This is a genomic window from Streptomyces sparsogenes subsp. cuspidosporus (genome assembly GCF_039532705.1).
Lineage (GTDB): Bacteria > Actinomycetota > Actinomycetes > Streptomycetales > Streptomycetaceae > Streptomyces > Streptomyces sparsogenes.
Genome location: NZ_BAAASD010000012.1, coordinates 86,806 through 106,554 on the forward strand (window position 1 = coordinate 86,806; position 19,749 = coordinate 106,554).

The 19,749-nt window shown below is 72.0% G+C and carries 23 protein-coding genes and 7 tRNA genes; 20 read left to right on the forward strand and 10 right to left on the reverse strand.

What is annotated here, in order from left to right; translation table 11 throughout:
- Positions 1–48 precede the first annotated feature (48 nt).
- Entirely contained in the window at positions 49–981 is a 933-nt protein-coding gene (locus ABFY07_RS16920) for a phosphotransferase (protein ID WP_428836943.1), read from the forward strand.
- Positions 982–1,051: 70 nt separating this feature from the next.
- Complete coding sequence (locus ABFY07_RS16925) at positions 1,052–1,342, forward strand: TFIIB-type zinc ribbon-containing protein (RefSeq protein ID WP_346175300.1); 291 nt, start codon at positions 1,052–1,054, stop codon at positions 1,340–1,342.
- 64 nt (positions 1,343–1,406) lie between these two features.
- Here ABFY07_RS16925 and ABFY07_RS16930 read toward each other — a convergent pair.
- The 5 genes from ABFY07_RS16930 to ABFY07_RS16950 form a co-directional block, all read right to left on the reverse strand.
- A tRNA-Val gene (locus ABFY07_RS16930) sits at positions 1,407–1,478 on the reverse strand.
- Positions 1,479–1,513: 35 nt separating this feature from the next.
- Positions 1,514–1,585 (reverse strand) — tRNA-Val (locus tag ABFY07_RS16935).
- A gap of 22 nt (positions 1,586–1,607) precedes the next feature.
- A tRNA-Val gene (locus ABFY07_RS16940) sits at positions 1,608–1,679 on the reverse strand.
- A gap of 1 nt (position 1,680) precedes the next feature.
- Positions 1,681–1,751: transfer RNA gene (locus ABFY07_RS16945), tRNA-Cys, on the reverse strand.
- A gap of 26 nt (positions 1,752–1,777) precedes the next feature.
- Positions 1,778–1,850, reverse strand: a tRNA-Gly gene (locus ABFY07_RS16950).
- Positions 1,851–2,032: 182 nt separating this feature from the next.
- Here ABFY07_RS16950 and ABFY07_RS16955 point away from each other — a divergent pair.
- From ABFY07_RS16955 to ABFY07_RS16965, 3 genes are read left to right on the forward strand one after another with little or no spacing between them, the layout of a single operon-like run.
- Positions 2,033–3,085 (forward strand): chorismate-binding protein, encoded by a 1,053-nt coding sequence (locus ABFY07_RS16955; protein ID WP_065966069.1) that lies wholly within the window; start codon positions 2,033–2,035, stop codon positions 3,083–3,085.
- Complete coding sequence (locus tag ABFY07_RS16960; RefSeq protein ID WP_065966072.1) at positions 3,082–3,909, forward strand: aminotransferase class IV; 828 nt, start codon at positions 3,082–3,084, stop codon at positions 3,907–3,909. Before ABFY07_RS16955 ends, ABFY07_RS16960 begins: the two co-directional genes overlap by 4 nt.
- 43 nt (positions 3,910–3,952) lie before the next feature.
- Entirely contained in the window at positions 3,953–4,783 is an 831-nt protein-coding gene (locus ABFY07_RS16965) for a GNAT family N-acetyltransferase (RefSeq protein WP_346175301.1), read from the forward strand.
- Between the two features lie 49 nt (positions 4,784–4,832).
- On the opposite strand, the gene ABFY07_RS16970 is transcribed toward ABFY07_RS16965, so the two are convergent.
- Positions 4,833–5,384 carry a DsbA family protein gene (locus tag ABFY07_RS16970; RefSeq protein ID WP_346175302.1) on the reverse strand — a complete coding sequence of 184 codons (552 nt, stop codon included), beginning with the start codon at positions 5,382–5,384 and terminating at the stop codon, positions 4,833–4,835.
- A gap of 200 nt (positions 5,385–5,584) precedes the next feature.
- On the opposite strand from ABFY07_RS16970, the gene ABFY07_RS16975 reads away from it, so the two are divergent.
- Complete coding sequence (locus ABFY07_RS16975) at positions 5,585–6,019, forward strand: hypothetical protein (protein ID WP_346175388.1); 435 nt, start codon at positions 5,585–5,587, stop codon at positions 6,017–6,019.
- A gap of 68 nt (positions 6,020–6,087) precedes the next feature.
- Complete coding sequence (locus tag ABFY07_RS16980) at positions 6,088–6,258, forward strand: hypothetical protein (RefSeq protein ID WP_346175303.1); 171 nt, start codon at positions 6,088–6,090, stop codon at positions 6,256–6,258.
- Positions 6,259–6,276: 18 nt separating this feature from the next.
- On the opposite strand, the gene ABFY07_RS16985 is transcribed toward ABFY07_RS16980, so the two are convergent.
- Together ABFY07_RS16985 and ABFY07_RS16990 are read right to left on the reverse strand one after the other, a co-directional pair.
- Positions 6,277–6,834, reverse strand: a complete 558-nt coding sequence (locus tag ABFY07_RS16985; RefSeq protein WP_346175304.1) for a CGNR zinc finger domain-containing protein — start codon at positions 6,832–6,834, stop codon at positions 6,277–6,279.
- Between the two features lie 255 nt (positions 6,835–7,089).
- Entirely contained in the window at positions 7,090–7,503 is a 414-nt protein-coding gene (locus ABFY07_RS16990) for an SsgA family sporulation/cell division regulator (RefSeq protein ID WP_003959770.1), read from the reverse strand.
- A gap of 191 nt (positions 7,504–7,694) precedes the next feature.
- On the opposite strand from ABFY07_RS16990, the gene ABFY07_RS16995 reads away from it, so the two are divergent.
- From ABFY07_RS16995 to ABFY07_RS17035, 9 genes are all read left to right on the forward strand, one after another.
- Entirely contained in the window at positions 7,695–8,150 is a 456-nt protein-coding gene (locus ABFY07_RS16995; protein ID WP_346175305.1) for a TIGR02611 family protein, read from the forward strand.
- 77 nt (positions 8,151–8,227) lie between these two features.
- A tRNA-Val gene (locus ABFY07_RS17000) sits at positions 8,228–8,299 on the forward strand.
- Between the two features lie 220 nt (positions 8,300–8,519).
- Positions 8,520–9,800 carry an ABC transporter substrate-binding protein gene (locus tag ABFY07_RS17005; protein WP_346175306.1) on the forward strand — a complete coding sequence of 427 codons (1,281 nt, stop codon included), beginning with the start codon at positions 8,520–8,522 and terminating at the stop codon, positions 9,798–9,800.
- A 10-nt stretch (positions 9,801–9,810) separates the two neighbouring features.
- Positions 9,811–10,812: a carbohydrate ABC transporter permease gene (locus ABFY07_RS17010; RefSeq protein WP_346175307.1), complete on the forward strand. Its 1,002-nt coding sequence runs from the start codon at positions 9,811–9,813 to the stop codon at positions 10,810–10,812.
- A gap of 29 nt (positions 10,813–10,841) precedes the next feature.
- Positions 10,842–11,666, forward strand: a complete 825-nt coding sequence (locus tag ABFY07_RS17015; protein ID WP_428836945.1) for a carbohydrate ABC transporter permease — start codon at positions 10,842–10,844, stop codon at positions 11,664–11,666.
- A gap of 11 nt (positions 11,667–11,677) precedes the next feature.
- Positions 11,678–12,322, forward strand: a complete 645-nt coding sequence (locus ABFY07_RS17020) for a DUF624 domain-containing protein (protein ID WP_346175309.1) — start codon at positions 11,678–11,680, stop codon at positions 12,320–12,322.
- 188 nt (positions 12,323–12,510) lie between these two features.
- Positions 12,511–12,978, forward strand: a complete 468-nt coding sequence (locus ABFY07_RS17025; RefSeq protein ID WP_346175310.1) for an SRPBCC family protein — start codon at positions 12,511–12,513, stop codon at positions 12,976–12,978.
- A 65-nt stretch (positions 12,979–13,043) separates the two neighbouring features.
- Positions 13,044–13,115, forward strand: a tRNA-Val gene (locus ABFY07_RS17030).
- A gap of 142 nt (positions 13,116–13,257) precedes the next feature.
- On the forward strand, positions 13,258–13,635 hold the full coding sequence (locus ABFY07_RS17035; RefSeq protein ID WP_346175311.1) for a VOC family protein: 378 nt from the start codon (positions 13,258–13,260) through the stop codon (positions 13,633–13,635).
- A gap of 39 nt (positions 13,636–13,674) precedes the next feature.
- On the opposite strand, the gene ABFY07_RS17040 is transcribed toward ABFY07_RS17035, so the two are convergent.
- The gene (locus tag ABFY07_RS17040) at positions 13,675–13,851 is read right to left on the reverse strand and encodes a hypothetical protein (RefSeq protein ID WP_158080284.1); all 177 of its coding nucleotides are present in this window, start codon (positions 13,849–13,851) and stop codon (positions 13,675–13,677) included.
- Positions 13,852–13,981: 130 nt separating this feature from the next.
- On the reverse strand, positions 13,982–14,707 hold the full coding sequence (locus ABFY07_RS17045; protein WP_346175312.1) for a 3'-5' exonuclease: 726 nt from the start codon (positions 14,705–14,707) through the stop codon (positions 13,982–13,984).
- A gap of 161 nt (positions 14,708–14,868) precedes the next feature.
- On the opposite strand from ABFY07_RS17045, the gene ABFY07_RS17050 reads away from it, so the two are divergent.
- From ABFY07_RS17050 to ABFY07_RS17065, 4 genes are all read left to right on the forward strand, one after another.
- Entirely contained in the window at positions 14,869–15,447 is a 579-nt protein-coding gene (locus tag ABFY07_RS17050) for a DUF4365 domain-containing protein (RefSeq protein ID WP_346175313.1), read from the forward strand.
- Complete coding sequence (locus tag ABFY07_RS17055) at positions 15,447–16,685, forward strand: hypothetical protein (protein WP_346175314.1); 1,239 nt, start codon at positions 15,447–15,449, stop codon at positions 16,683–16,685. Before ABFY07_RS17050 ends, ABFY07_RS17055 begins: the two co-directional genes overlap by 1 nt.
- A gap of 354 nt (positions 16,686–17,039) precedes the next feature.
- Positions 17,040–19,019: a threonine--tRNA ligase gene (gene thrS, locus ABFY07_RS17060; RefSeq protein WP_346175315.1), complete on the forward strand. Its 1,980-nt coding sequence runs from the start codon at positions 17,040–17,042 to the stop codon at positions 19,017–19,019.
- Positions 19,020–19,168: 149 nt separating this feature from the next.
- Positions 19,169–19,729, forward strand: a complete 561-nt coding sequence (locus ABFY07_RS17065; RefSeq protein WP_346175316.1) for an HIT family protein — start codon at positions 19,169–19,171, stop codon at positions 19,727–19,729.
- Positions 19,730–19,749 lie beyond the last annotated feature (20 nt).

Below are 19,749 nucleotides of genomic sequence, written 5' to 3' on the forward strand. Positions count from 1 at the left end.
GGGGGCGGCGCGCGGTACGAGTCGGCGCGCCGTACGAGAGGGGGAGCCGTGAGCGAGACCGCGCGGGGCGGCGTCGTCCCTCAGTTGGTGGAGGCTGTGCGCCGGGTCGCGCCCCGGCGTGCGCCGGGCGGCGAGGTGGTCATGCTGGCCGACCGCGTCGACGCCACCGTCATACGCCACGGGCAGGTCGTCGCGAAGGCGCACGCCCCCGGCACCGAGGTGGGGGAGCTGGTCGTCCGGGTGGGGGTGGCCGCCGATCCCGCGTGCGCGGGGGTTCTGCTGCCGCCGCTGGGCGGGCCCGAGATGCTGCCCGAGGGGCGGGCGGTGACCCTGTGGCCGTACGGGGAGCCGGTGTCGCCCGCGGAGCCGGGGGCCGCCCCGTGGGCCGAGGCCGGGGCGCTGCTGGCGCGGCTGCACGCCGTGCCGCCCGCCGCGCTGCCGGGCCCGCTGCCGCCGATGCGCGGGCCCGCCAAGGCCGCCCGCGCCGTGGCCCGGCTGCGCGCCGCGGCCGCGGGACCGGCGGCGGCCGTGGCGGCCGTGCTGCGGGCGTGGGCGGCGCTGCCCGGCTGGGCCCGTGGTGAGGGGGCGGCCCCGGAGGGCGGCGCCCTGTGCCACGGCGACCTCCATCTGGGGCAGTTGGTGAGACCCGCCTCGCACTGGCTGCTCATCGATGTCGACGACCTCGGCCTGGGAGACCCCGCGTGGGACCTGGCGCGCCCCGCCGCCTGGTACGCGGCCGGGCTGCTCGGCCCCGACGACTGGGGGCGCTTCCTGGGGGCGTACCAGACGGCGGGCGGCCCCGCCGTGCGCCGGCGCGGGGAGGACCCCTGGCCGCGGCTCGACGTGCCCGCGCGGGCGCTGACCGTGCAGATCTCCGCGCTGGCGCTCGCCAAGGCGGCGGTGGCGGGGCGGCCGTTGGACGAGGCGGAGGAGGCCATGGTGGAGGCCTGCGCCCGCATCGCGCGGCTCGCCGGAGCGTAGGGTGAAGTCAACGCCGCCGGACGACCGTTCCGGCAGCGCTTTTTTCTGATGCTGAGGAGTTGAGCGGACCATGCAGTGTCCCAAGTGCGGTGCGCCGATGCACACGTACAACCGCAATGGCGTGCAGATCGAGCAGTGCAGCGGCTGCCGGGGGATCTTCCTGGACTACGGGGAGCTGGAGGCGCTGACCCGGCTCGAGTCGCAGTGGGCCGGGCAGGTTCCGCCGGTGCCGCCCGCGGCGCCCGCTCCTCAGGCGTACCCGGCGGCCCCCGCCTGGGGTGCCCCCCAGCACGGCCACCACGGCCACCATGGCCACAACAAGCATCACCGTGGCTTCGGGCACATGCTCTTCTCCTCCTGAGGATCCTGAGCACGGACACGACCGAGGGCCGGGGCGAGCTGCCCCGGCCCTCGGGCCGATCATGTGGACGATACTGGGATTGAACCAGTGACCTCTTCCGTGTCAGGGAAGCGCTCTCCCGCTGAGCTAATCGTCCTGGGGAACCGCGACGGAGATCGTGGTTCCGTGGTGTGCGCGATACTGGGATTGAACCAGTGACCTCTTCCGTGTCAGGGAAGCGCTCTCCCGCTGAGCTAATCGCGCGAGCGGGTCCAGGGGACCCGAGTGGACGATACTGGGATTGAACCAGTGACCTCTTCCGTGTCAGGGAAGCGCTCTCCCGCTGAGCTAATCGTCCGAGGTGGAGACGGGATTTGAACCCGTGTAGACGGCTTTGCAGGCCGTTGCCTCGCCTCTCGGCCACTCCACCACGCAGGGGCCGGAACCCCCACTCCGAGCGGACGACGAGATTCGAACTCGCGACCCTCACCTTGGCAAGGTGATGCTCTACCAACTGAGCCACGTCCGCAGGTGTCGTTTCTCCGGGGCGCTTCCGCGTCCCGGCGACGTGTTGAACTCTAGCGGATTCCGCAGCCAGCTCAAATTCCGTTTGCGCAGGGTGCTCCTTCCGTTTCCGCAGCGTGCCGCCCTGCCCGCGGCCGGAAGCCCCTCCCGCCGCGTTCCCGGGGCCACCGCCCTAGACTCGCAACCGTGTACGACCTGCCCCCTCTGGCTCGCTTCGGCGGCCTCGTCGCCACCGGTCTCCGCGAGGTGACCAGCGACCCCGCGGCCCTGGACTCCGAGGGCTTCTGGGCGGTGGTCGCCGACTTCGAGGGCGGCCTGGTCTGCGCCCGCTTCGAGGACGTACGGCCCGAGCCCGTCCCGGCGCCCGGCCGCTGGCGCGGCCCCGCCCCCGAGGACTGGACCTCGTCGCTGGACCGCGCCGCCTACACCGAGGGCGTGCGGCGCATCCGGCGGCGCATCGCGGCGGGGGAGGTGTACCAGGCGAACCTGTGCCGGGTGCTGACCGCGCCGCTGCCCGACCCCGACCGCGCCGACGTGGACCAGCTGAGCGCGCTGCTGGCCCTGGGCAACCCCGCCCCGTACGCCGGCACCGTCCGCCTGCCGGACCACGGCGTCGAGGTCGCCACGGCCTCACCCGAGCTCTTCCTGCGGCGCGCCGGGCGGACCGTCGAGTCCGGGCCGATCAAGGGCACCGGGCGCGAGGCGGCGGACCTGCTGGAGAAGGACCACGCCGAGAACGTGATGATCGTCGACCTGGTCCGCAACGACCTGGGGCGGGTCTGCGCCACCGGCTCGGTGACCGTGCCCGCCCTGTGCGCGATCGAAGAGCACCCCGGGCTGGTCCACCTCGTGTCCACCGTGCGCGGCGAACTGGCGGCCGGCGCGGGCTGGCCCGAGCTGTTCGCGGCCGCCTTTCCGCCCGGCTCCGTCACCGGAGCGCCCAAGTCCAGCGCGCTGCGTGTCATCGAGGAGCTCGAGACGGCGCCCCGCGGCCCGTACTGCGGCGGCGTCGGCTGGGTGGACGCGGACCGGGGCACCGGCGAGCTGGCGGTCGGGATACGCACCTTCTGGATCGACCGCGCGGCCGCCGGCGGCCCCGTGCTGCGCTTCGGCACCGGAGCGGGCATCACCTGGGGCTCCGACCCGGAGCGCGAATGGGACGAAACCGAACTCAAGGCCGCCCGACTGCTCTCCGTGGCGTCGGGCGCGCCCCAGCCGACGGGAGGCACCGCACGATGACACTCGCCATCTGGCTCGACGGTTCGCTACGGGAGGCGGACAGCGCGCGGGTGTCCGTCCTCGACCATGGGCTGACGGTCGGCGACGGGGTCTTCGAGACGGTCAAGGCAGTCGACGGACAGGCCTTCGCGCTCACCCGTCATCTGCACCGGCTGGCCGGCTCGGCCCGCGGCCTGGGGCTGCCGGAACCGGACCTGGACGAGGTGCGGCGCGCCTGCGCGGCGGTGCTGGAGGCCGGCCCGGTGCCGCTCGGCCGGCTGCGGATCACCTACACGGGAGGGGTCTCGCCGCTCGGCTCCGACCGGGGCACGGCGGGACCCACGCTGGTCGTCGCGCTCGTCGAGACCGAGCGGCGGCCCGATACGACCGCGGTGATCACCGTCCCGTGGACCCGCAACGAGCGCGGGGCGCTGGCCGGGCTGAAGACCACCTCGTACGGCGAGAACGTCGTGGCGCTCGCCCGCGCGCGGGAGCGCGGCGCGAGCGAGGCGCTGTTCGCCAACACCCTCGGGCGGCTGTGCGAGGGCACGGGGTCCAACGTCTTCGTGGTCCTCGACGGGGAGCTGCACACCCCGCCGCTCGCCTCCGGCTGCCTCGCCGGCATCACCCGGCAGCTCGTGCTCGACTGGGTGGGCGCCAAGGAGACGGACCTGCCGTTCGACGTGCTGGAGCGGGCGGAGGAGATCTTCCTGACCTCCACCACCCGGGACGTCCAGGCGCTCCACCGGCTGGACGAGCGGCCGCTGCCCGGCGCGCCCGGCCCCGTCACCGCGCGGGCGATGCGGATCTTCGCCGAGCGGGCGGCCGACGACCTCGACCCCTGAAAAACCTGGTGACGACCGCCCGCAGGGCAGGTAGAACACCATCGTGACCACTACCCTGCGGCCCACCGGGCCGGAACAGCGCACCGAGAACGGCGGGCGGGCCCGCTCGTACGAGGTGACCGTCAACGGCCGCCCCGTCGGCTCCCTCCAGCTCGCCACCGACGAGCGGCTGGGCGCGGATGTCGGGCGGATAGAGCGGCTGGACATCGACGCGCCGGACCGGCACCGCGGCCGCGGCACGGTCGCCGCGCTGGCCGCCGAGGAGGTGCTGCGCGGCTGGGGCTGCACGCAGGTGGCGGTGAGCATCCCGGCAGAGGCCACGGCCGGGCTCGGGCTGGCGGGGGCGCTCGGCTTCGGCGAGCGCAGCCGCAACATGGTCAAGGAGCTGACCGAGGCTCCCGAGCTGCCGCCGGGCAGCGAGGTACGGCCCATGGGGGAGGCGGAGTACCCGGCCTGGCTCGAGCACGAGCGGGCGGACTACATCCGCGACTGGCTGGAGCGCGGGGTGTCCGAGGAGGCGGCCCGGGCCAAGGCCGACGCCGAGTACCCGACCCTCCTGCCGGACGGCCCCGCGACGCCGGGCGCCCTGCTGCGCGTCCTCGCCCATCGCGGCACGGACGTGGGCACCATATGGGTCTCGCTGCGCCCGGGGGAGTCCCCGGAGGCGTACGTCTTCTCGGTGCTGGTCGCCGAGGAGTACCGCGGCCACGGCCACGGCCGCACCCTCATGCTGGCCGCCGAGCGAGACGCCCTGCAGGCGGGGGCCCGCGCGATCGGGCTGCACGTCTTCGGCGGCAACACCCCGGCCCTGCGGCTGTACGAGTCGCTCGGCTACCGGTCGACCCAGTACCACCTCTACAAGCAGCTGCTCTGACGCCGCGGCCGCTCCGACCGCGCAGCTGCTCTGGCCCCCGGGCCCCGGCTCAGCCGGCGAGCAGCCGGTCGGCGATCTCCTCGACGCGCTCGCGCAGCCCCTCCTGGCTCTTCCCGCCGTCGAGCCGCTCCCCGCCGATCACATACGTCGGGGTGCCGGTCACCCCGATCGCCTTGCCCTCGGCCTGATCCGCGTCCACGATCAGGATGTGCCGGCCGTCGATCAGCGCGGTGTCCATCTCCTCGGCGTCCAGGCCCAGCTCCCGGGCGACCTCCACCAGCACCACCTCGCCGCGCGAGGCCAGCTCCTCGGCCCGGGCCAGGACGGCCTCGGCGTACGGCCAGCCCCGGCCCTGCACGATGGCCTCCTCGAGGGCCTGGGCGGCGGCGTGGGCGTGCTGGTGGCGCTCCAGCGGGAAGTGCCGTATCCGGATCTCCAGGGCGTCGCCGTAGCGGGCGCGCAGCGCGTGCAGGTCGGTCTGCGCGGTACGGCAGTCGGGGCACTGGAGCTCGCACCACACATCCAGCACGACGGGCTGGGGGCGGCCGGGGCCGGCGCCTTCACCGGGGCCGGGGGACGGAGAGGGCTGGGGGTCGCTCATGGGGCCAGTCTTCCAGCCGGAGCCGGGTCCTCCGAATCCGGACCGCGACATCGGGCCCCGGCGGCCTCGCCTCGCCGCCTCGCCCCCGGGGAGGAGCGCTGCCCGGAGATGTCCCTGATCCTTCTCCCCGGCACGGCCCTCATGTCGTCGCGAGGGTGCACGATGGGAACTCGGCACCCGATCGGCAGGAGGACCCGATGCTGCTGACTGACACGGTCTGCGCCGCGGCATCCGCGGCGGGCCTCGCTGTCGCCTTCGTGACGGCATACCGCAGGCGTTTCCTGGCCGCCACCCGTATCGCCGGCTACGCCCTGCTGCCGGTGGGCCTGGCGATGACGGGCGTCCTGGACTGGATCACCGACCTGGTCTTCAAGCCGGCCGTCTGGCTGGGCTTCGGGGTGCTCGGCCTGTCCTGGCTGCTGCTCGCGGTGAGCCGCGCGGTGGAGCGCCGCCGGGGCGGCGGCACCCGCGAGGAGCGGCGCGCGGCGGCGGAGCGGGGCGGGGCCCCCGCGCTGGGCGCCGGCGGCGGTACCCGCGGGCCCGGGCGGACCAGGGGAGCGACCAAGTCCGGAGCCGGCTCGGGCACGGACGACTTCTCGGATATCGAGGCCATTCTCAAAAAGCACGGAATCTGACGCTCAACCGGTCAATTACGGCTCCCCGACCGCGGGCATGGTTCCCCTGCGCCATGATCTTCCGCGAGATGCCGCACACACCCGGGGAGCGATCCCCTATCGAAACACCCCCCGCACCGCCGAGCGAGGAGCCGCGTGGCTGTCTCTTCGCCCTTTCCCAGCCCCCGCTGATGCTCTTCCTCGCGGTCGTGGGCACCCTGCTGTTCGTCACCGCCGTCCACGACCTCTACCGGTGGTGAGCGCCCATCGCCGGGCGCTCAGCCGGCGGCCTCCCGGCGCCGGGCGCGGTAGGCGGCCACATGCAGACGATTGCCGCAGGTGCGGCTGTCGCAGTAGCGGCGTGAGCGGTTGCGCGAGAGGTCGACGAAGGCGTACCCGCAGTCCGGCGCCTCGCAGCGGCGCAGCCGCCCCCGCTCGCCCGCCTCCAGGAGGAACACCAGCGCCATGCCGCCGTCGGCGGCGAGGTGGTCGGCCAGCGACGCCCCGGGAGCGAAGTAGTGCACATGCCAGTCGTAGCCGTCGTGGTCGGTGAGCCGGGGCGTGGTGCCCGCCGCGGCGACCATCGCGTTGAGCAGCTCGGCGGCGCGCCGGGTGTCGGGCGCGGCGAAGACCTCGGCGAACCGGGCGCGCACCGCCCGCACGGCCACCAGGTCCCGCTCCTCGAGCGTGCCGACGTCGCTGATGGCGTGGTGCGCCACGAAGCGGCGCAGCGCGTCGACGTCTGCCAGGCCGTCCGGGCCGTCGCCGTCGGGGGTGGTGTTCACCAGGGCGACGACCGCGTCGAGCGCGCACCGGGTGTCGTGGTTGATCAGCACGGTTGGCTCCCTGGCCGGCCGGATCGGAGGCTGCACTCGCCTGCCCTTCGATCTGACCGACTCTAGCGGCGTTCCCGACACCGCGTTCCCGACACCGCGTTCCCGACACGGCGGTGCCGCCACCGCGGACGGCTCCGCGGCGACGGCACCGTCGCCTGCCTATGACGTTGTCGGTATGTCACTGCCTTCATGCCGCGGCCGGGCTCGCGCCGTCTCCCCGAGTCGGACGGCCGCGCGCTCAGCTCTCTCCGGGTCTCAGCTCTCCGCCAGGATGTGGGAGAGCTCCGTGTCGAGGTCGAAATGACGGTGTTCGGTGCCGGGTGGCACCGCGGCGTCGGTCCGCTTCAGGAACGACTCCAGGGCCCGCGCCGGGGCTTCGAGCAGAGCCTCTCCCTCCGGGGAGCTCAGGGCGATGCAGACGACGCCCTGCCCATGGCTGCGGGACGGCCACACGCGGACGTCGCCGGTGCCCGTGGGCCGGTGCAGGCCCTCGGCGAGCAGGTCGCGGGCGAAGACCCATTCGACCGTCTCTTCGGCTCCGGTGTGGAAGGTGGCGTGCACGGCGTAGGGATCGGCCGTGTCGTACCGCAGGCCCGCGGGTACAGGCAGTGAGGACTCGCTCGACACAACGAGGCGCAGGTGCAGCTCGCAGCTGACCGTGGTGTTCATAAGCGCCAGGGCCTTTCGCTCAGTGTGCGCTCGGGGATTCGCACGTCGGCGAAATCGACATGCCACCTACGGTGCCGTTGTAAACCCCTCTGCCCGTTTTGTGGTCCTTCCAGTAGCTCTAGCAGCGCAGTCTCCGCGTGGTCGGTACCGCCATTCCGGTGAACGGTTTTCGATCAGGTAGGTTGGGTCACATGAACGCGGAGAGTGACGAGCGGCAGGGGGTCACCGAGTCGGCGGCCCCGGGGCCCGCGGCGGGGGAGAGCGCTTCCGAGGAGCCGGCGCTCGGCTCGCGGGCGCCGCGGTTCATCCAGAGGTCCCGGGCGCTCCACCTGAGCTGGCAGGTCGGGGTGTTCATCGTCGGGCTCGCGGTGGTGGTCGTCGGCATCATCATGCTGCCGCTGCCCGGCCCCGGGTGGCTGGTGATCTTCGCCGGCATGGCAATCTGGGCGACCGAGTTCGTCTGGGCCCAGCTGGTGCTGCGCTGGACCAAGCGCAAGGTCACCGAGGCGGCGCAGCGCGCCCTCGACCCCCGGGTGCGCAAGCGCAACCTCATCCTGACCACGATCGCCGTGGTGATCTGCGCCGCGGCGGTGGCGGTGTACGTGGTGAAGTTCGGCCTGGTCATGCCGTGGAAGATCAAGGAGTGACGGCCGGGGGCGGCCGGCCCTGAGCCGGCCGTGGTCGGGGGCATGGTCCGGCATACGCTAATGTTGGGCGTGCGCCAGGGCGATTAGCTCAGTGGGAGAGCGCTTCGTTCACACCGAAGAGGTCACTGGTTCGAACCCAGTATCGCCCACCCTGGACCGAGGGCCCGGAGGCTTCATGCCTCCGGGCCCTCGGTGTTTTCACGCCCCGTCCTGACCGGATGGGGCGCTTTTGGTGAAGCGCTTCGAATTGATCCTGCCCGAACCGTTGACGTCCGGGGGAGACGTCCATAACTTAGCCCGGCAAGCGCTTTCCTAAAACGTTTCAAGGCTCGTTGGGCAGTCGGACGACCTGCCCGGGAGGGGCGTCTCATGAGTGCTCGATGGGTGCGGAGGAGCGGAAGACTGCGGGCGGCCGCGGTGGGCCTGCTCGGGCTGGGGCTGCTGGCCTCGGGATGCGGGGGCGGCGGCGGGGGCTCCGGCGACGGCACGGTGACCATCCGCTACTCCTGGTGGGGTGCGAAGGACCGCGCCGAGCTGATCCAGAAGACGGTCGAGCTGTTCGAGAAGAAGTACCCGAACATCAAGGTGAAGACGGACTTCGCCGAGTACGCCGACTTCTGGAGCAAGTTCAACACCCAGGCGGCGGGCGGCAACCCGCCCGATGTGTTCCAGAACTCGGTCGCGTTCCTGCGCAAGTACGGCGAGAAGAACATCCTGCTGGACCTGAACCAGCAGGTGAAGGCCGGAAACCTCAGCATGAAGGACTTCCGGGCCGGGCTGGAGAAGGCCGGCGAGGTGGACGGCAAGCTCTACGGCGTGCCCGTCGGCGCCAACACCTTCGCGCTGTTCTACGACCCCACCGAGTTCAAGAAGGCCGGGGTGACCCCCAAGGACGGCTGGACCTGGGACGAGTTCTTCTCCGCCGCCCAGAAGGTCAGCAAGGACGGGGACGGCCTCTACGGCGCCGGCGACAACGCCGGGGTGATGTACCTCTACGACCTGTATCTGCGCCAGGAGGGCAAGGCCTTCTTCACCGAGGACAAGAAGCTCGGCTTCACCGAGGGCGACCTCAAGACATGGTGGGGCGACTGGTACGGCAAGAACAAGGACGGCGTGCTGGTCCCGGCCAAGAAGGCCGAGCAGGTCAAGCCCAAGGCCACGATCAGCGCCGACCTCGCCGCCGCCGAGTTCACCTGGGACAACTTCCTGGTCCGCTTCGCGGCCGAGACCAAGACCGAACTCGACCTCGGCCCGATCCCGACCCTGGACGGGAAGAAGACCGGGCAGTACCTCTCCTCCCTGATGCTGAGCGGCTCCGCCCGCACCCAGCACCCCAAGGAAGTCGCGAAGTTCATCGACTTCATGACCCACGACCCCGAGGTCGGCAAGATCATGGGCTACAACCGCGGGGTGCTGCCCACCAACGCGCAGTACAAGGCGTTCAAGCCCACCGGAGTGAACGCCAAGATCGCCAAGTACGAGGAGAGCGTCACCGACAAGCTGGAGCCGATCACTCCGCACCCGGCCGGCGCGGATGTCGCGGAGGCCGCCTTCCTGCGCATCTACGGCCAGGTCGCGCAGGGCAAGACTTCGGTGGACGACGCCGTCGACCAGTTCTTCAGCGAGGCGAAGACCGCGCTCGGCTCCTGAGGAGAGCTTCGTGACCCCTACCAAGACCTCCGCGGCGGACCATCTCGGACGCAAGGATCCCGCGCCGCGGGAGGCCAGGGCTCGGAAAGCCGCCCCCGCCGCCCTCGCGCGGCGGCGGGGGCGCCGGGAGACGCTGGCCGGCTATCTGTTCCTGACGCCGTGGTGCGTCGGGATCCTGCTGCTCACCCTCGGCCCGATGCTCGTCTCGCTCTACCTGGCGTTCACTGACTACAACCTCTTCGACTCGCCCGAGTGGGTGGGCCTGAAGAACTTCCGGGAGATGTTCCAGGACGACCGGTGGTGGACCTCGGTCGACGTGACGCTGAAGTACGTCCTGATCGGCACCCCGCTGAAGCTGCTGGTCGCCCTCGGCGTGGCGCTGCTGCTGGTCAAGCCTCGCAAGGGGCAGGGCTTCTACCGCTCGGCCTTTTACGCCCCGTCCCTGATCGGCGCCAGCGTCAGCATCGGCATCGTGTGGCGGTCGATCTTCCAGGACGACGCGATCGTCGACAAGTCGATGAGTCTCTTCGGCTGGGACGTCGGCGGCTGGATCGGCGACCCGGACTGGATGCTGCCCACCCTCGTGACCCTCACCGTCTGGCAGTTCGGCGCCCCGATGGTGATCTTCCTCGCCGGGCTCAAGCAGGTCCCGCGCGAGCTGTACGAGGCCGCGGAGATGGACGGCGCGGGGCGGTGGCGGCGGTTCCGTTCCATCACCCTGCCGATGATTTCCCCGGTGCTGTTCTTCAATCTGCTGCTGGAACTCATCCACTCGTTCCAGGTCTTCACCTCGGCGGTGGTCATCGGCGGCACCGGAGGCTCCGGCGCGGGCGGTCCGGCCGACTCGCTGCTGGTCTACACCTGGTACCTGTACGAGCAGGGCTTCCGCAACCTGCGCATGGGCTACGCCTCCGCGATGGCGTGGATGCTGATGCTGGGCATCGGCCTGGTGACGGTGGTGCTGTTCAAGACCCAGCGCGGCTGGGTGCACTACGAGGAGGATGCCCGGTGACGGCGCTGACGAATACGGCTCGGCGCAGGGTGCGGTCCGTGGGGTGGCACGTGGGGGCGCTCGCGCTGCTGGCCGTGATCCTCTACCCCGTGGTGTGGGTGATCGGCGCCTCGTTCAAGCCCGGCGACAAGATCGTCGGCAGTCTGCGGCTGCTGCCCACCGACCCCATCACCGACAACTACCGGCGGCTGTCGGAGGGCATCGCCGACATCCCGATCTCCAGCTTCTTCTACAACTCGCTGTTCATCGCGGTGGGTTCGGTGATCGGGGTGCTGTTCTCCTGCTCGCTGGCGGCCTACGCGTTCGCCAGGATCCGCTTCGCGGGGCGCAACCTGCTGTTCTCGGTCATGATCGCGACGCTGCTGCTGCCCTTCCAGGTGCTGATCATTCCGCAGTACGTGCTGTTCCAGAAGCTGGAACTGATCAACACCTTCGTGCCGCTGCTGCTCGGCAAGTACCTGGCCGTGGACGCCTTCTTTGTCTTCCTGATGATGCAGTTCATGCGCAATCTCCCCAAGGAACTGGACGAGGCGGCCCGCATCGACGGCTGCGGCCATCTGCGCATCTACTGGAACATCGTGCTCCCGCTGTGCCGTCCGGCCCTGATCACCAGCGCGATCTTCAGCTTCATCTGGTCCTGGAACGACTTCATCGGACCGCTGCTGTATCTGAACACCCCGGACAAGTACACGGTCTCGCTCGGCCTGAAGATGTTCATCGACCAGGACACCGTCGCCGACTACGGCGGCATGGTCGCCATGTCGCTGGTGGCGCTGGCGCCGGTGCTGCTGTTCTTCCTCGCCTTCCAGCGCTATCTGGTCGAGGGCGCGGCGACCTCCGGGCTCAAGGGCTGAGGGGCGGCGCCATGGACGTACGGGAGGTGAGCGCGCGGCCGTGGGCCGGGCGGCGGGAGTCACGGCTGTTCCTGTTCTCCGCGTTCGCGGAGTCCCTGCTGACCGGGGTGTGGGTGGTGCTCGCCGCCCTGCCCGTGGTCACCCTGCTGCCCGCCTTCGCGGCCGGGTGCGCGCATCTGCGCCGCCACCTGGACGGGGAGCGCGCCACCTGGCGGGACTTCCTCGCCGGACTGCGGGAGGCCATGCGCGCCGGCTGGCGGTTCTCGCTCCTGTGGTGGGCGGTGCTCGCCCTGCTCGCCTTCGATCTGCGGGTGGCCCGCTCCGGGGCGCTGCCCGGCGGGCCCGCGCTGGTCGCCGTGAGCGTGGCGGGGACGCTCACGGTGATCGTGCTCGGGCTGCGCACGGCCGCCCAGTGGCGGCCGGGCCTCGGCTGGTCCGCCGTGGCCCGGGCCGCCGCCCGCCGCGGCCTCGGCGCCGACCTGGGCGGTTCGCTGCTGCTCGCCGGCGGGCTCGCGGTGGTCACCGTCGCCGCCTGGCAACTGCTGCCGCTGGTCGCGCCCGCCGTGGGAGCCCTGGCGGCCTGCGCCGTCGCGGTCGACCGCCGCCGCGGGCCCGCGGCGGCGAGCGAAGCGGAGCCGCGGCCCGCCCGCGGCTGACGGCGGCCCTTCGGCCGACGGCGGCCCCGCGGCCGTGGACGGGTCCGATCCCACCGCCGCGACCCCTCATCAGCTCCATGCCATGCGCCTGCCGCATGGGCCCGCCGACCTGGCCCGCGCCAAGGTCTTCGGCGGCCTGTCCGCAGGGTGGCGGCCCGTCGGGGGCGGGGCCGTCGCAGACTGGAGGGATGGACTGGTGCCGCTACCGCTTCCACAGCCACTGGGACCTCGACGCCCCGCCCGCGGCGGTCTACCGGCTGCTCGCGGCGGGAGACGACTATCCGCGGTGGTGGCCACAGGTCCGCGAGGCGGTCCGGTCCGACGAGCGGACCGGCACCGCCCGCTTCCGCTCCCTGATCCCTTACGACCTGGTCATCACCGTCCGCGAGGCGCGCCAGGACCCGGCGGCCGGGGTGCTGGAGCTGGCCATGTCCGGCGACCTGGAAGGGTGGGTGCGCTGGACCGTGACGGCGCGCGGCACCGGCGCGCGCGCCGTCTTCGACCAGGAGGTGGTGGTCCGCAAGCCGCTTCTGCGCCGGTTCGCGCTCCCCGGCCGCCCCCTCTTCCGCCTCAACCACGCGCTGATGATGCGGAGCGGGCTGCGGGGCCTGCGGGCGCACCTGGCCGCGCCGCCGTCCGGCGCGTATCCGGTTTGAACGAGACCCCTCGCGACCTGTATTGTTCACGTCGTTCCACCGGGGAGCACCCCACCGGGACACCGGGGCGATTAGCTCAGTGGGAGAGCGCTTCGTTCACACCGAAGAGGTCACTGGTTCGAACCCAGTATCGCCCACCCCGTCGAGGCCGGGCCGCCAGCAGGCGGCCCGGCCTCGACGCGTACCGGCCGGGGCGCCCTGGGCCGAGGAAAGCATGCGTGCCGTCCCCGAAGGCGGGTAGCCGGAGATAGCGCCGGATACGCGAACGGGAGGGAACTCATGGCCGCCGTGGAAACCGCCGTCCTGGCCCTGGACTGTGCCGAGCCCGAAGCGCTCGCGGAGTTCTACGCGACCCTGCTCGGCGCGGAGATCCAGGCGATGACCAACGCGGACCGGATCGAGATCGTCGCGAAGAGCGGGGCACGGATGGCCTTCCTCCGCGACCACGGCTTCGCCCCGCCGAGCTGGCCCCGCCCGGACGACTCGCAACAGGCCCACCTCGAACTGATCGTGGCCCAGGGCGACATGGACGCCGCCGAGCGGCAGGTCATCGATCTGGGGGCGCGGCCGCTCGACACCAAGCACAACGGCGGCCCGCGCGACGTCCGCCTCTACTCGGACCCGGCGGGCCACCCCTTCTCGCTGCGCTGCGCCTGACGGCGCGGACCCCCGCGCCGCCCGGCGGTGCGAACGGGGTCAGCGCGACCGCTCGACGGCGTCCTCGTTCGCGTCGGCACTCGGCGTCATCGGGTCGCCGCCCTTGCCGCCGGCCGCCTGGTTCCCGCGCTCGTCCTCGGTCGCCGTCTGCGCCTCCTCGGCCTCCTCCGTCAGCTCCTCGGCCGCCGTGTCGGCCTTGTGGCGGTGCTCGCCCATGCCGGCTCCTCTTCCGCGTCGGCGGGGGCCCGGCCGGGCCCCGGGGGAGATACGAACGCCGCGGCGGGTATCCCGGCGCGCCGCGGCCAAACACCAGGCCGCGGGAGGCGCACGACACGGCGCCGCCCCCCTACGCCGCGGCGGGCAGCTCCGGCCGCAGCGGCCAGGCCGGGTCGCAGGTCTCCTGCGAGCCGTTGAGCGCGAACCACGCCTGCAGCCCGCGGGCCTGCGCCGCGTACCACACCGTCTGCCGGTCGTGGAGCTCCGCGGGCGTCATGGTCCCCAGACGGGAGGTGAAACGGCGGCCGACCGCCCGCACCACTTCCAGGGCGGCCGTGGCGTCCGCCGCCGCGTCATGGGCCCCCGTCAACTCCACGCCGTAGTGGGCGCACAGGTCGGTGAGCGTGCGGCGGCCCTTGCGGTAGCGGTCGAGGTGCTTGTCCAGCACCCGGGGGTCCAGGACGAACAGCGAGCGCAGCGAGACGTACGAGGACAGGCTCGAATTGCGGTGCCGCCGCAACTCCCGGTCCAGCAGGGTCAGATCGAACGGCGCGTTCATCACCACCACCGGGGTGCCCCGCGCCGCCTGCTCGGCGAGCGCCCGCGCCACCTCGTCCATCACCGGGGCGGGCCACCTGCCGTGCCGCTGGAGATGCGCGTCGGTCAGCCCGTGTATCGCGGTGGCCGCCTCCGGCACCGGTATCCCCGGGCTCACCAGCCAGCGCCTGACCTCCGGAAGGCTTCCGGCCCCGCGCTGGACCACCAGCGCCGCCGACACGATCCGGTCCCGCTCGACATCGATCCCCGTGGTCTCCGTGTCGAATGCGGCGAGAGGCCCCTCGAACCAGGACGGCATGGCCTCAACTCCTCGTGCTCGCTCACCGAATGGCTCCTACGACCCCGCCCCACCTGGTGATACCCGGGGAGAGTGGCTCGAACCGCCGCCGTTTGCCGAGGTCCTGACGCGGAGACAACACCTGTGTAGCAACCGGCAATACCCGGAAGGCGCTCGACGACATGGCGCTCGCGCAGCCCGACCCGGCCACGCCGGCGAGCAGTCTGCTGCCCGAGCGGATCGCACCGCCGCGAGGCTCCCTCGCCACCACCGCCTGCATGGAGACCCTGCAGGTCGGCTATCTGCACGCGGTCGCGGCGGCGGCCGGCTGCTCCCTGGCGCAGCCCTTCCCCGACCACGGCATCGACTGGCACGTGAGCCACAGCGCGCGCGGACACGCCGTCGACGACGAAGTGACGATCAAGGTGCAGCTCAAGGCCACCTACCAGATCGCCCCCCACCCGCCCGGGCCGACCTTCTCCTTCACCCTCGACAACGACCACCTGATCAAGCTGGCCCGCAGCCCGGTCTCGGTCCACAAGATCCTCGTCGTGATGATCGTGCCGCGCGCCCGGGACGACTGGCTGCGGGCCGGCCACGATCGCCTCGCGCTGCGCCACTGCTGCTACTGGATCAATCTGGCCGGCCATCCCGTCACGGGCAGCCGCCGGACCACCGTGCGGATCCCGACCTCGCGGATCTTCGACGACCGCGCGCTCTGCGAGATCATGACCCGGGTCGGGGCGGGAGGGAGACCCTGATGGACCGGTACCGCCCGACCGACGAGCCCGCCCCCGCCCCGCCCGTCCCCTCCCCGGACGAGGTGGACCCCGTCGTGCTCGGCGCCCTGCTGGCCCGCCACGGCTGGCGGCGGCGCGGTGGAGCGGCGGGGCGGTACGCGCGCTGGACGCCACCGGGCGACCCGGGCGGCGGCACGAGCGGTGGGACGAGCGGTGGGACGAGCGGCGGCACGAGCCTGCTGGTGCCCGAGAGCCGGGAGTTCCCCGACAGCGGCGACCTGCTCGGCGAGGCGGTGACCGCGCTGGCCCGCAGCGCCGCCCCGTCCGCCCGCGAGGTGCTGATCGGCCTGGCCGTGCCCAGCGACGAGATCCGCTGGCGGCGCGAGGTGCCCGAGCCCCGGTCGGGCGCCGCCGCCTGGAGCGCACAGGAGCGGCTGAGCGCCGCCGCCCGCGCCACGCTGCTGGCCGGCGCGCTGGCCGCCCGGGGGCGGGCGGGCTACTACGGGGCGCGGCACCGCCGCGAGGCCGAGGCGTCCCTGGAGCACATCCTGGTCGGACCGCCCGGCCCGGGCGGGCGCGAGCTGACCGTCTTCGTGCCGGTGGAGCACGGGCGGGCCGTCACCGGGACGCTGCTGCGCGCGCTGCACGCGCTGCGCGACGCCGTGGACTACCAGCGGACCACCGGCGGGCAGGAGGCCTTCGACACCGCCGTGGAGGCGGGGGTGAGCCGCGAGCTGACCAAGGCGGTGGTGTCCCTCGTCGAGGGGACGGAGGGGGCCCGGGTGGCGCTGGAGTGGTCGCCCGGGGCCGGCCCGCCGGCCGGCGTCGCGGCCCGGCCCGAGCCCGTGGACTTCAGCCCCGGCGACCTGCCGGCCCTGCGGGAGGCCGGGGTCCGTTACGTACGCTCCGAGCCGGCCGTGCCGGTGCGGGTCACCGGCGCGGTGGTGCGGCTGCGGCGCACCGGCCCGGGCGGCCCCGGGACGGTCCGGCTGCGGGTGCTCACCGGCGCCGATGTGGCGCAGGTGCGGGTCGCGCTGGGGGAGGACGACTACCGGATCGCGGTCCACGCCCACCTGGTGGGGCTGCCGATCCGGGTGAGTGGCAGGCTGGAGAGCCGGGGCGGGTTCCGCCGGATCACCGGGGCCAGGGACGTCACGCCGGTGCGGGTCGACGAGGCCGACCGGGACCGGCTGCTGAAGTCGCTGCGGGAGCACCTGGACGGCGCGGACTGCTTCGAGGAGCCGTGCGGTGGGCCCTAGTGCCGCATCAGCCAAGGTTTGCCCCGCTCGCCGCCCTGGCACGCACGCTCGCTGCGTTGGCCGAAAGCCCCAGTAGGCCCACTACGAGGGCTTACGGCCGCCTTGCGATCGCACGCACCAGGACGCCTCGCTACCGGGCAAACCTTGACTGACGCGGCACTAGCTAGGAGGAGCACGGCGACGGATGCCCGGCGTGATCCACAGGACGCCCCCTGGCCCTGACCCCGGCCACCGGGCTCACCCGCGGCGGTGATCGCTCTTCTTAACCGTTTCGCGGTCCGGCCCTCCGGCTCGGTACGATTCACGCTGCGCAGCAATCGCTGCCCGAGTGACCCCATCAGTCAGGAGAGACCGGTGTCAGACGTCCGTGTGATCATCCAACGCGATTCCGAGCGGGAAGAGCGCGTGGTGACCACGGGCACCACGGCGGCGGACCTCTTCGACGGCGACCGCTCGATCGTCGCCGCGCGCGTCGCCGGGCAGCTGAAGGACCTGGCGTACGAGGTCGCCGAGGGCGACGAGGTCGAGCCGGTCGAGATCACCAGCCAGGACGGCCTGGACATCCTGCGCCACTCCACCGCGCATGTCATGGCGCAGGCCGTGCAGGAGCTCTTCCCGGAGGCCAAGCTCGGCATCGGCCCGCCGATCAAGGACGGGTTCTACTACGACTTCGACGTCGAGACCCCCTTCCACCCGGACGATCTCAAGCGCATCGAGAAGAAGATGCAGGAGATCATCAAGCGGGGCCAGAAGTTCTCCCGCCGCCCCGTCACCGACGAGGCCGCGCGCGAGGAGCTGGCGGCGGAGCCGTACAAGCTGGAGCTGATCGGGCTCAAGGGGTCGGCCGCGGACGCCGCCGAGGGCGCGTCCGCCGAGGTCGGCGCCGGTGAGCTGACCATCTACGACAACCTCGACGCGAAGAGCGGCGAGCTGTGCTGGCGCGACCTGTGCCGGGGGCCGCACCTGCCGACCACCCGGAACATCCCGGCGTTCAAGCTGATGCGCAGCGCCGCCGCGTACTGGCGTGGCAGCGAGAAGAATCCGCAGCTCCAGCGGATCTACGGCACCGCCTGGCCGACCAAGGACGAGCTCAAGGCGTATCTGGACTTCCTGGTCGAGGCCGAGAAGCGCGACCACCGCAAGCTGGGCGCCGAGCTGGACCTGTTCTCCTTCCCCGACGAGCTGGGATCCGGGCTCGCGGTGTTCCACCCCAAGGGCGGGATCATCCGCCGGGAGATGGAGGCGTACTCGCGCAAGCGCCACGAGGACGCCGACTACGAGTTCGTCAACACCCCGCACATCACCAAGGCCAAGCTCTTCGAGACCTCGGGGCACCTGCCGCACTACATGGAGGGCATGTTCCCCCCCATGGAGTTCGAGGGGCAGGACTACTACCTCAAGGCCATGAACTGCCCGATGCACAACCTGATCTTCAAGGCGCGCGGGCGTTCCTACCGTGAGCTGCCGCTGCGGCTGTTCGAGTTCGGCACGGTCTACCGGTACGAGAAGTCCGGCGTCGTCCACGGCCTCACCCGGGCCCGCGGCTTCACCCAGGACGACTCGCACATCTACTGCACCCGGGAGCAGGCGCCCGACGAGCTGGACTCGCTGCTCACCTTCGTGCTGGATTTGCTCCGCGACTACGGCCTGAGCGACTTCTACCTGGAGCTGTCCACCCGGGACGACAGCGACAAGTTCATCGGGTCCGACGAGCAGTGGGCCGAGGCCACCGAGATGCTGCGGCAGGCCGCCCAGAAGCAGGGCCTGGAGCTGGTCCTGGACCCGGGCGGCGCGGCCTACTACGGGCCCAAGATCTCGGTCCAGGTGAAGGACGCGATCGGCCGGACCTGGCAGATGTCGACCATCCAGGTGGACTTCAACCAGCCCGCCAGGTTCGAGCTGGAGTACACGGCGGCGGACGGCTCGCGGCAGCAGCCGATCATGATCCACCGCGCCCTGTTCGGCAGCATCGAGCGCTTCTTCGCGGTGCTGCTGGAGCACTACGCGGGCGCCTTCCCGGTCTGGCTCGCGCCGGTCCAGGCGGTCGGCATCCCGATCGGCGACAGCCATGTGCCGTACCTGGAGGAGTTCGCCGCGCAGGCCAAGGCGAAGGGGCTGCGGGTCGAGGTGGACTCGTCCTCGGACCGGATGCAGAAGAAGATCAGGAACGCTCAGCGCGCCAAGACTCCGTTCATGATCATCGCCGGTGACGACGACATGGCGGCTGGGGCGGTCAGCTTCCGCTACCGGGACGGCTCGCAGAAGAACGGCATTCCGCGTGACCAGGCCATCGCCGAGATCGTTGACGCCGTGGAGCGCCGGATCCAGGTGTGATGTGATCCCCGCTGATGCGGGGGTGTTCCGAAGATCCGGAAGGCGCATAAGGCCAAGGTGCCGTGCTCCCCGCCCGCGCGGGGGTCGTATCGAGGGGCGGTCCCGAACGGGGTCGCCCCTCACCGCATCCTCCGCCGCCTCGGACGAATATGCTGGCCCGCATGACGAGTGAGCCGGAGCAGCAGATCGGAGTGGGGACGCCCGACGCGTTCCAGCGCCTGTGGACCCCCCACCGGATGGCGTACATCCAAGGCGAGAACAAGCCCACCGGCCCGGGTGCCGGGGACGGCTGCCCCTTCTGCTCCATCCCGGAGAAGTCCGACGAGGACGGACTGATCCTCGCCCGGGGCCGGCATGTCTACGCCGTGCTCAACCTGTACCCGTACAACGGCGGACACCTCATGGTCGTCCCCTTCCGGCACGTCGCCGACTACACCGAGCTGAACGCCGACGAGACGGCCGAGCTGGCGGAGTTCACCAAGGCCGCCATGGTCGCGCTGCGTACCGCGTCGGGTGCGCACGGTTTCAACATCGGCATGAACCAGGGCGCCACCGCGGGCGCCGGGATCGCCGCCCACCTCCACCAGCACGTGGTGCCCCGCTGGGGCGGGGACACCAACTTCATGCCCGTCGTCGGTCACACCAAGGTGCTGCCCCAACTGCTGGCCGACACCCGCCGGATGATCGCCGACGCCTGGCCGCGGCCGTAACCGGGGCCCGCCCCTCGGGG

Bases quoted from the DNA above. Each gene is read 5' to 3' on its own strand.
- ABFY07_RS16925 (WP_346175300.1), top strand. From the start codon at position 1,052: ATGCAGTGTCCCAAGTGCGGTGCGCCGATGCACACGTACAACCGCAAT.
- ABFY07_RS16960 (WP_065966072.1), top strand. From the start codon at position 3,082: ATGACACTCGCCATCTGGCTCGACGGTTCGCTACGGGAGGCGGACAGC.
- ABFY07_RS16970 (WP_346175302.1), bottom strand. From the start codon at position 5,384: ATGAGCGACCCCCAGCCCTCTCCGTCCCCCGGCCCCGGTGAAGGCGCC.
- ABFY07_RS16980 (WP_346175303.1), top strand. From the start codon at position 6,088: ATGCCGCACACACCCGGGGAGCGATCCCCTATCGAAACACCCCCCGCA.
- ABFY07_RS16990 (WP_003959770.1), bottom strand. From the start codon at position 7,503: ATGAACACCACGGTCAGCTGCGAGCTGCACCTGCGCCTCGTTGTGTCG.
- ABFY07_RS16995 (WP_346175305.1), top strand. From the start codon at position 7,695: ATGAACGCGGAGAGTGACGAGCGGCAGGGGGTCACCGAGTCGGCGGCC.
- ABFY07_RS17005 (WP_346175306.1), top strand. From the start codon at position 8,520: ATGAGTGCTCGATGGGTGCGGAGGAGCGGAAGACTGCGGGCGGCCGCG.
- ABFY07_RS17020 (WP_346175309.1), top strand. From the start codon at position 11,678: ATGGACGTACGGGAGGTGAGCGCGCGGCCGTGGGCCGGGCGGCGGGAG.
- ABFY07_RS17025 (WP_346175310.1), top strand. From the start codon at position 12,511: ATGGACTGGTGCCGCTACCGCTTCCACAGCCACTGGGACCTCGACGCC.
- ABFY07_RS17035 (WP_346175311.1), top strand. From the start codon at position 13,258: ATGGCCGCCGTGGAAACCGCCGTCCTGGCCCTGGACTGTGCCGAGCCC.
- ABFY07_RS17040 (WP_158080284.1), bottom strand. From the start codon at position 13,851: ATGGGCGAGCACCGCCACAAGGCCGACACGGCGGCCGAGGAGCTGACG.
- ABFY07_RS17045 (WP_346175312.1), bottom strand. From the start codon at position 14,707: ATGCCGTCCTGGTTCGAGGGGCCTCTCGCCGCATTCGACACGGAGACC.
- ABFY07_RS17050 (WP_346175313.1), top strand. From the start codon at position 14,869: ATGGCGCTCGCGCAGCCCGACCCGGCCACGCCGGCGAGCAGTCTGCTG.
- ABFY07_RS17055 (WP_346175314.1), top strand. From the start codon at position 15,447: ATGGACCGGTACCGCCCGACCGACGAGCCCGCCCCCGCCCCGCCCGTC.
- ABFY07_RS17065 (WP_346175316.1), top strand. From the start codon at position 19,169: ATGCTGGCCCGCATGACGAGTGAGCCGGAGCAGCAGATCGGAGTGGGG.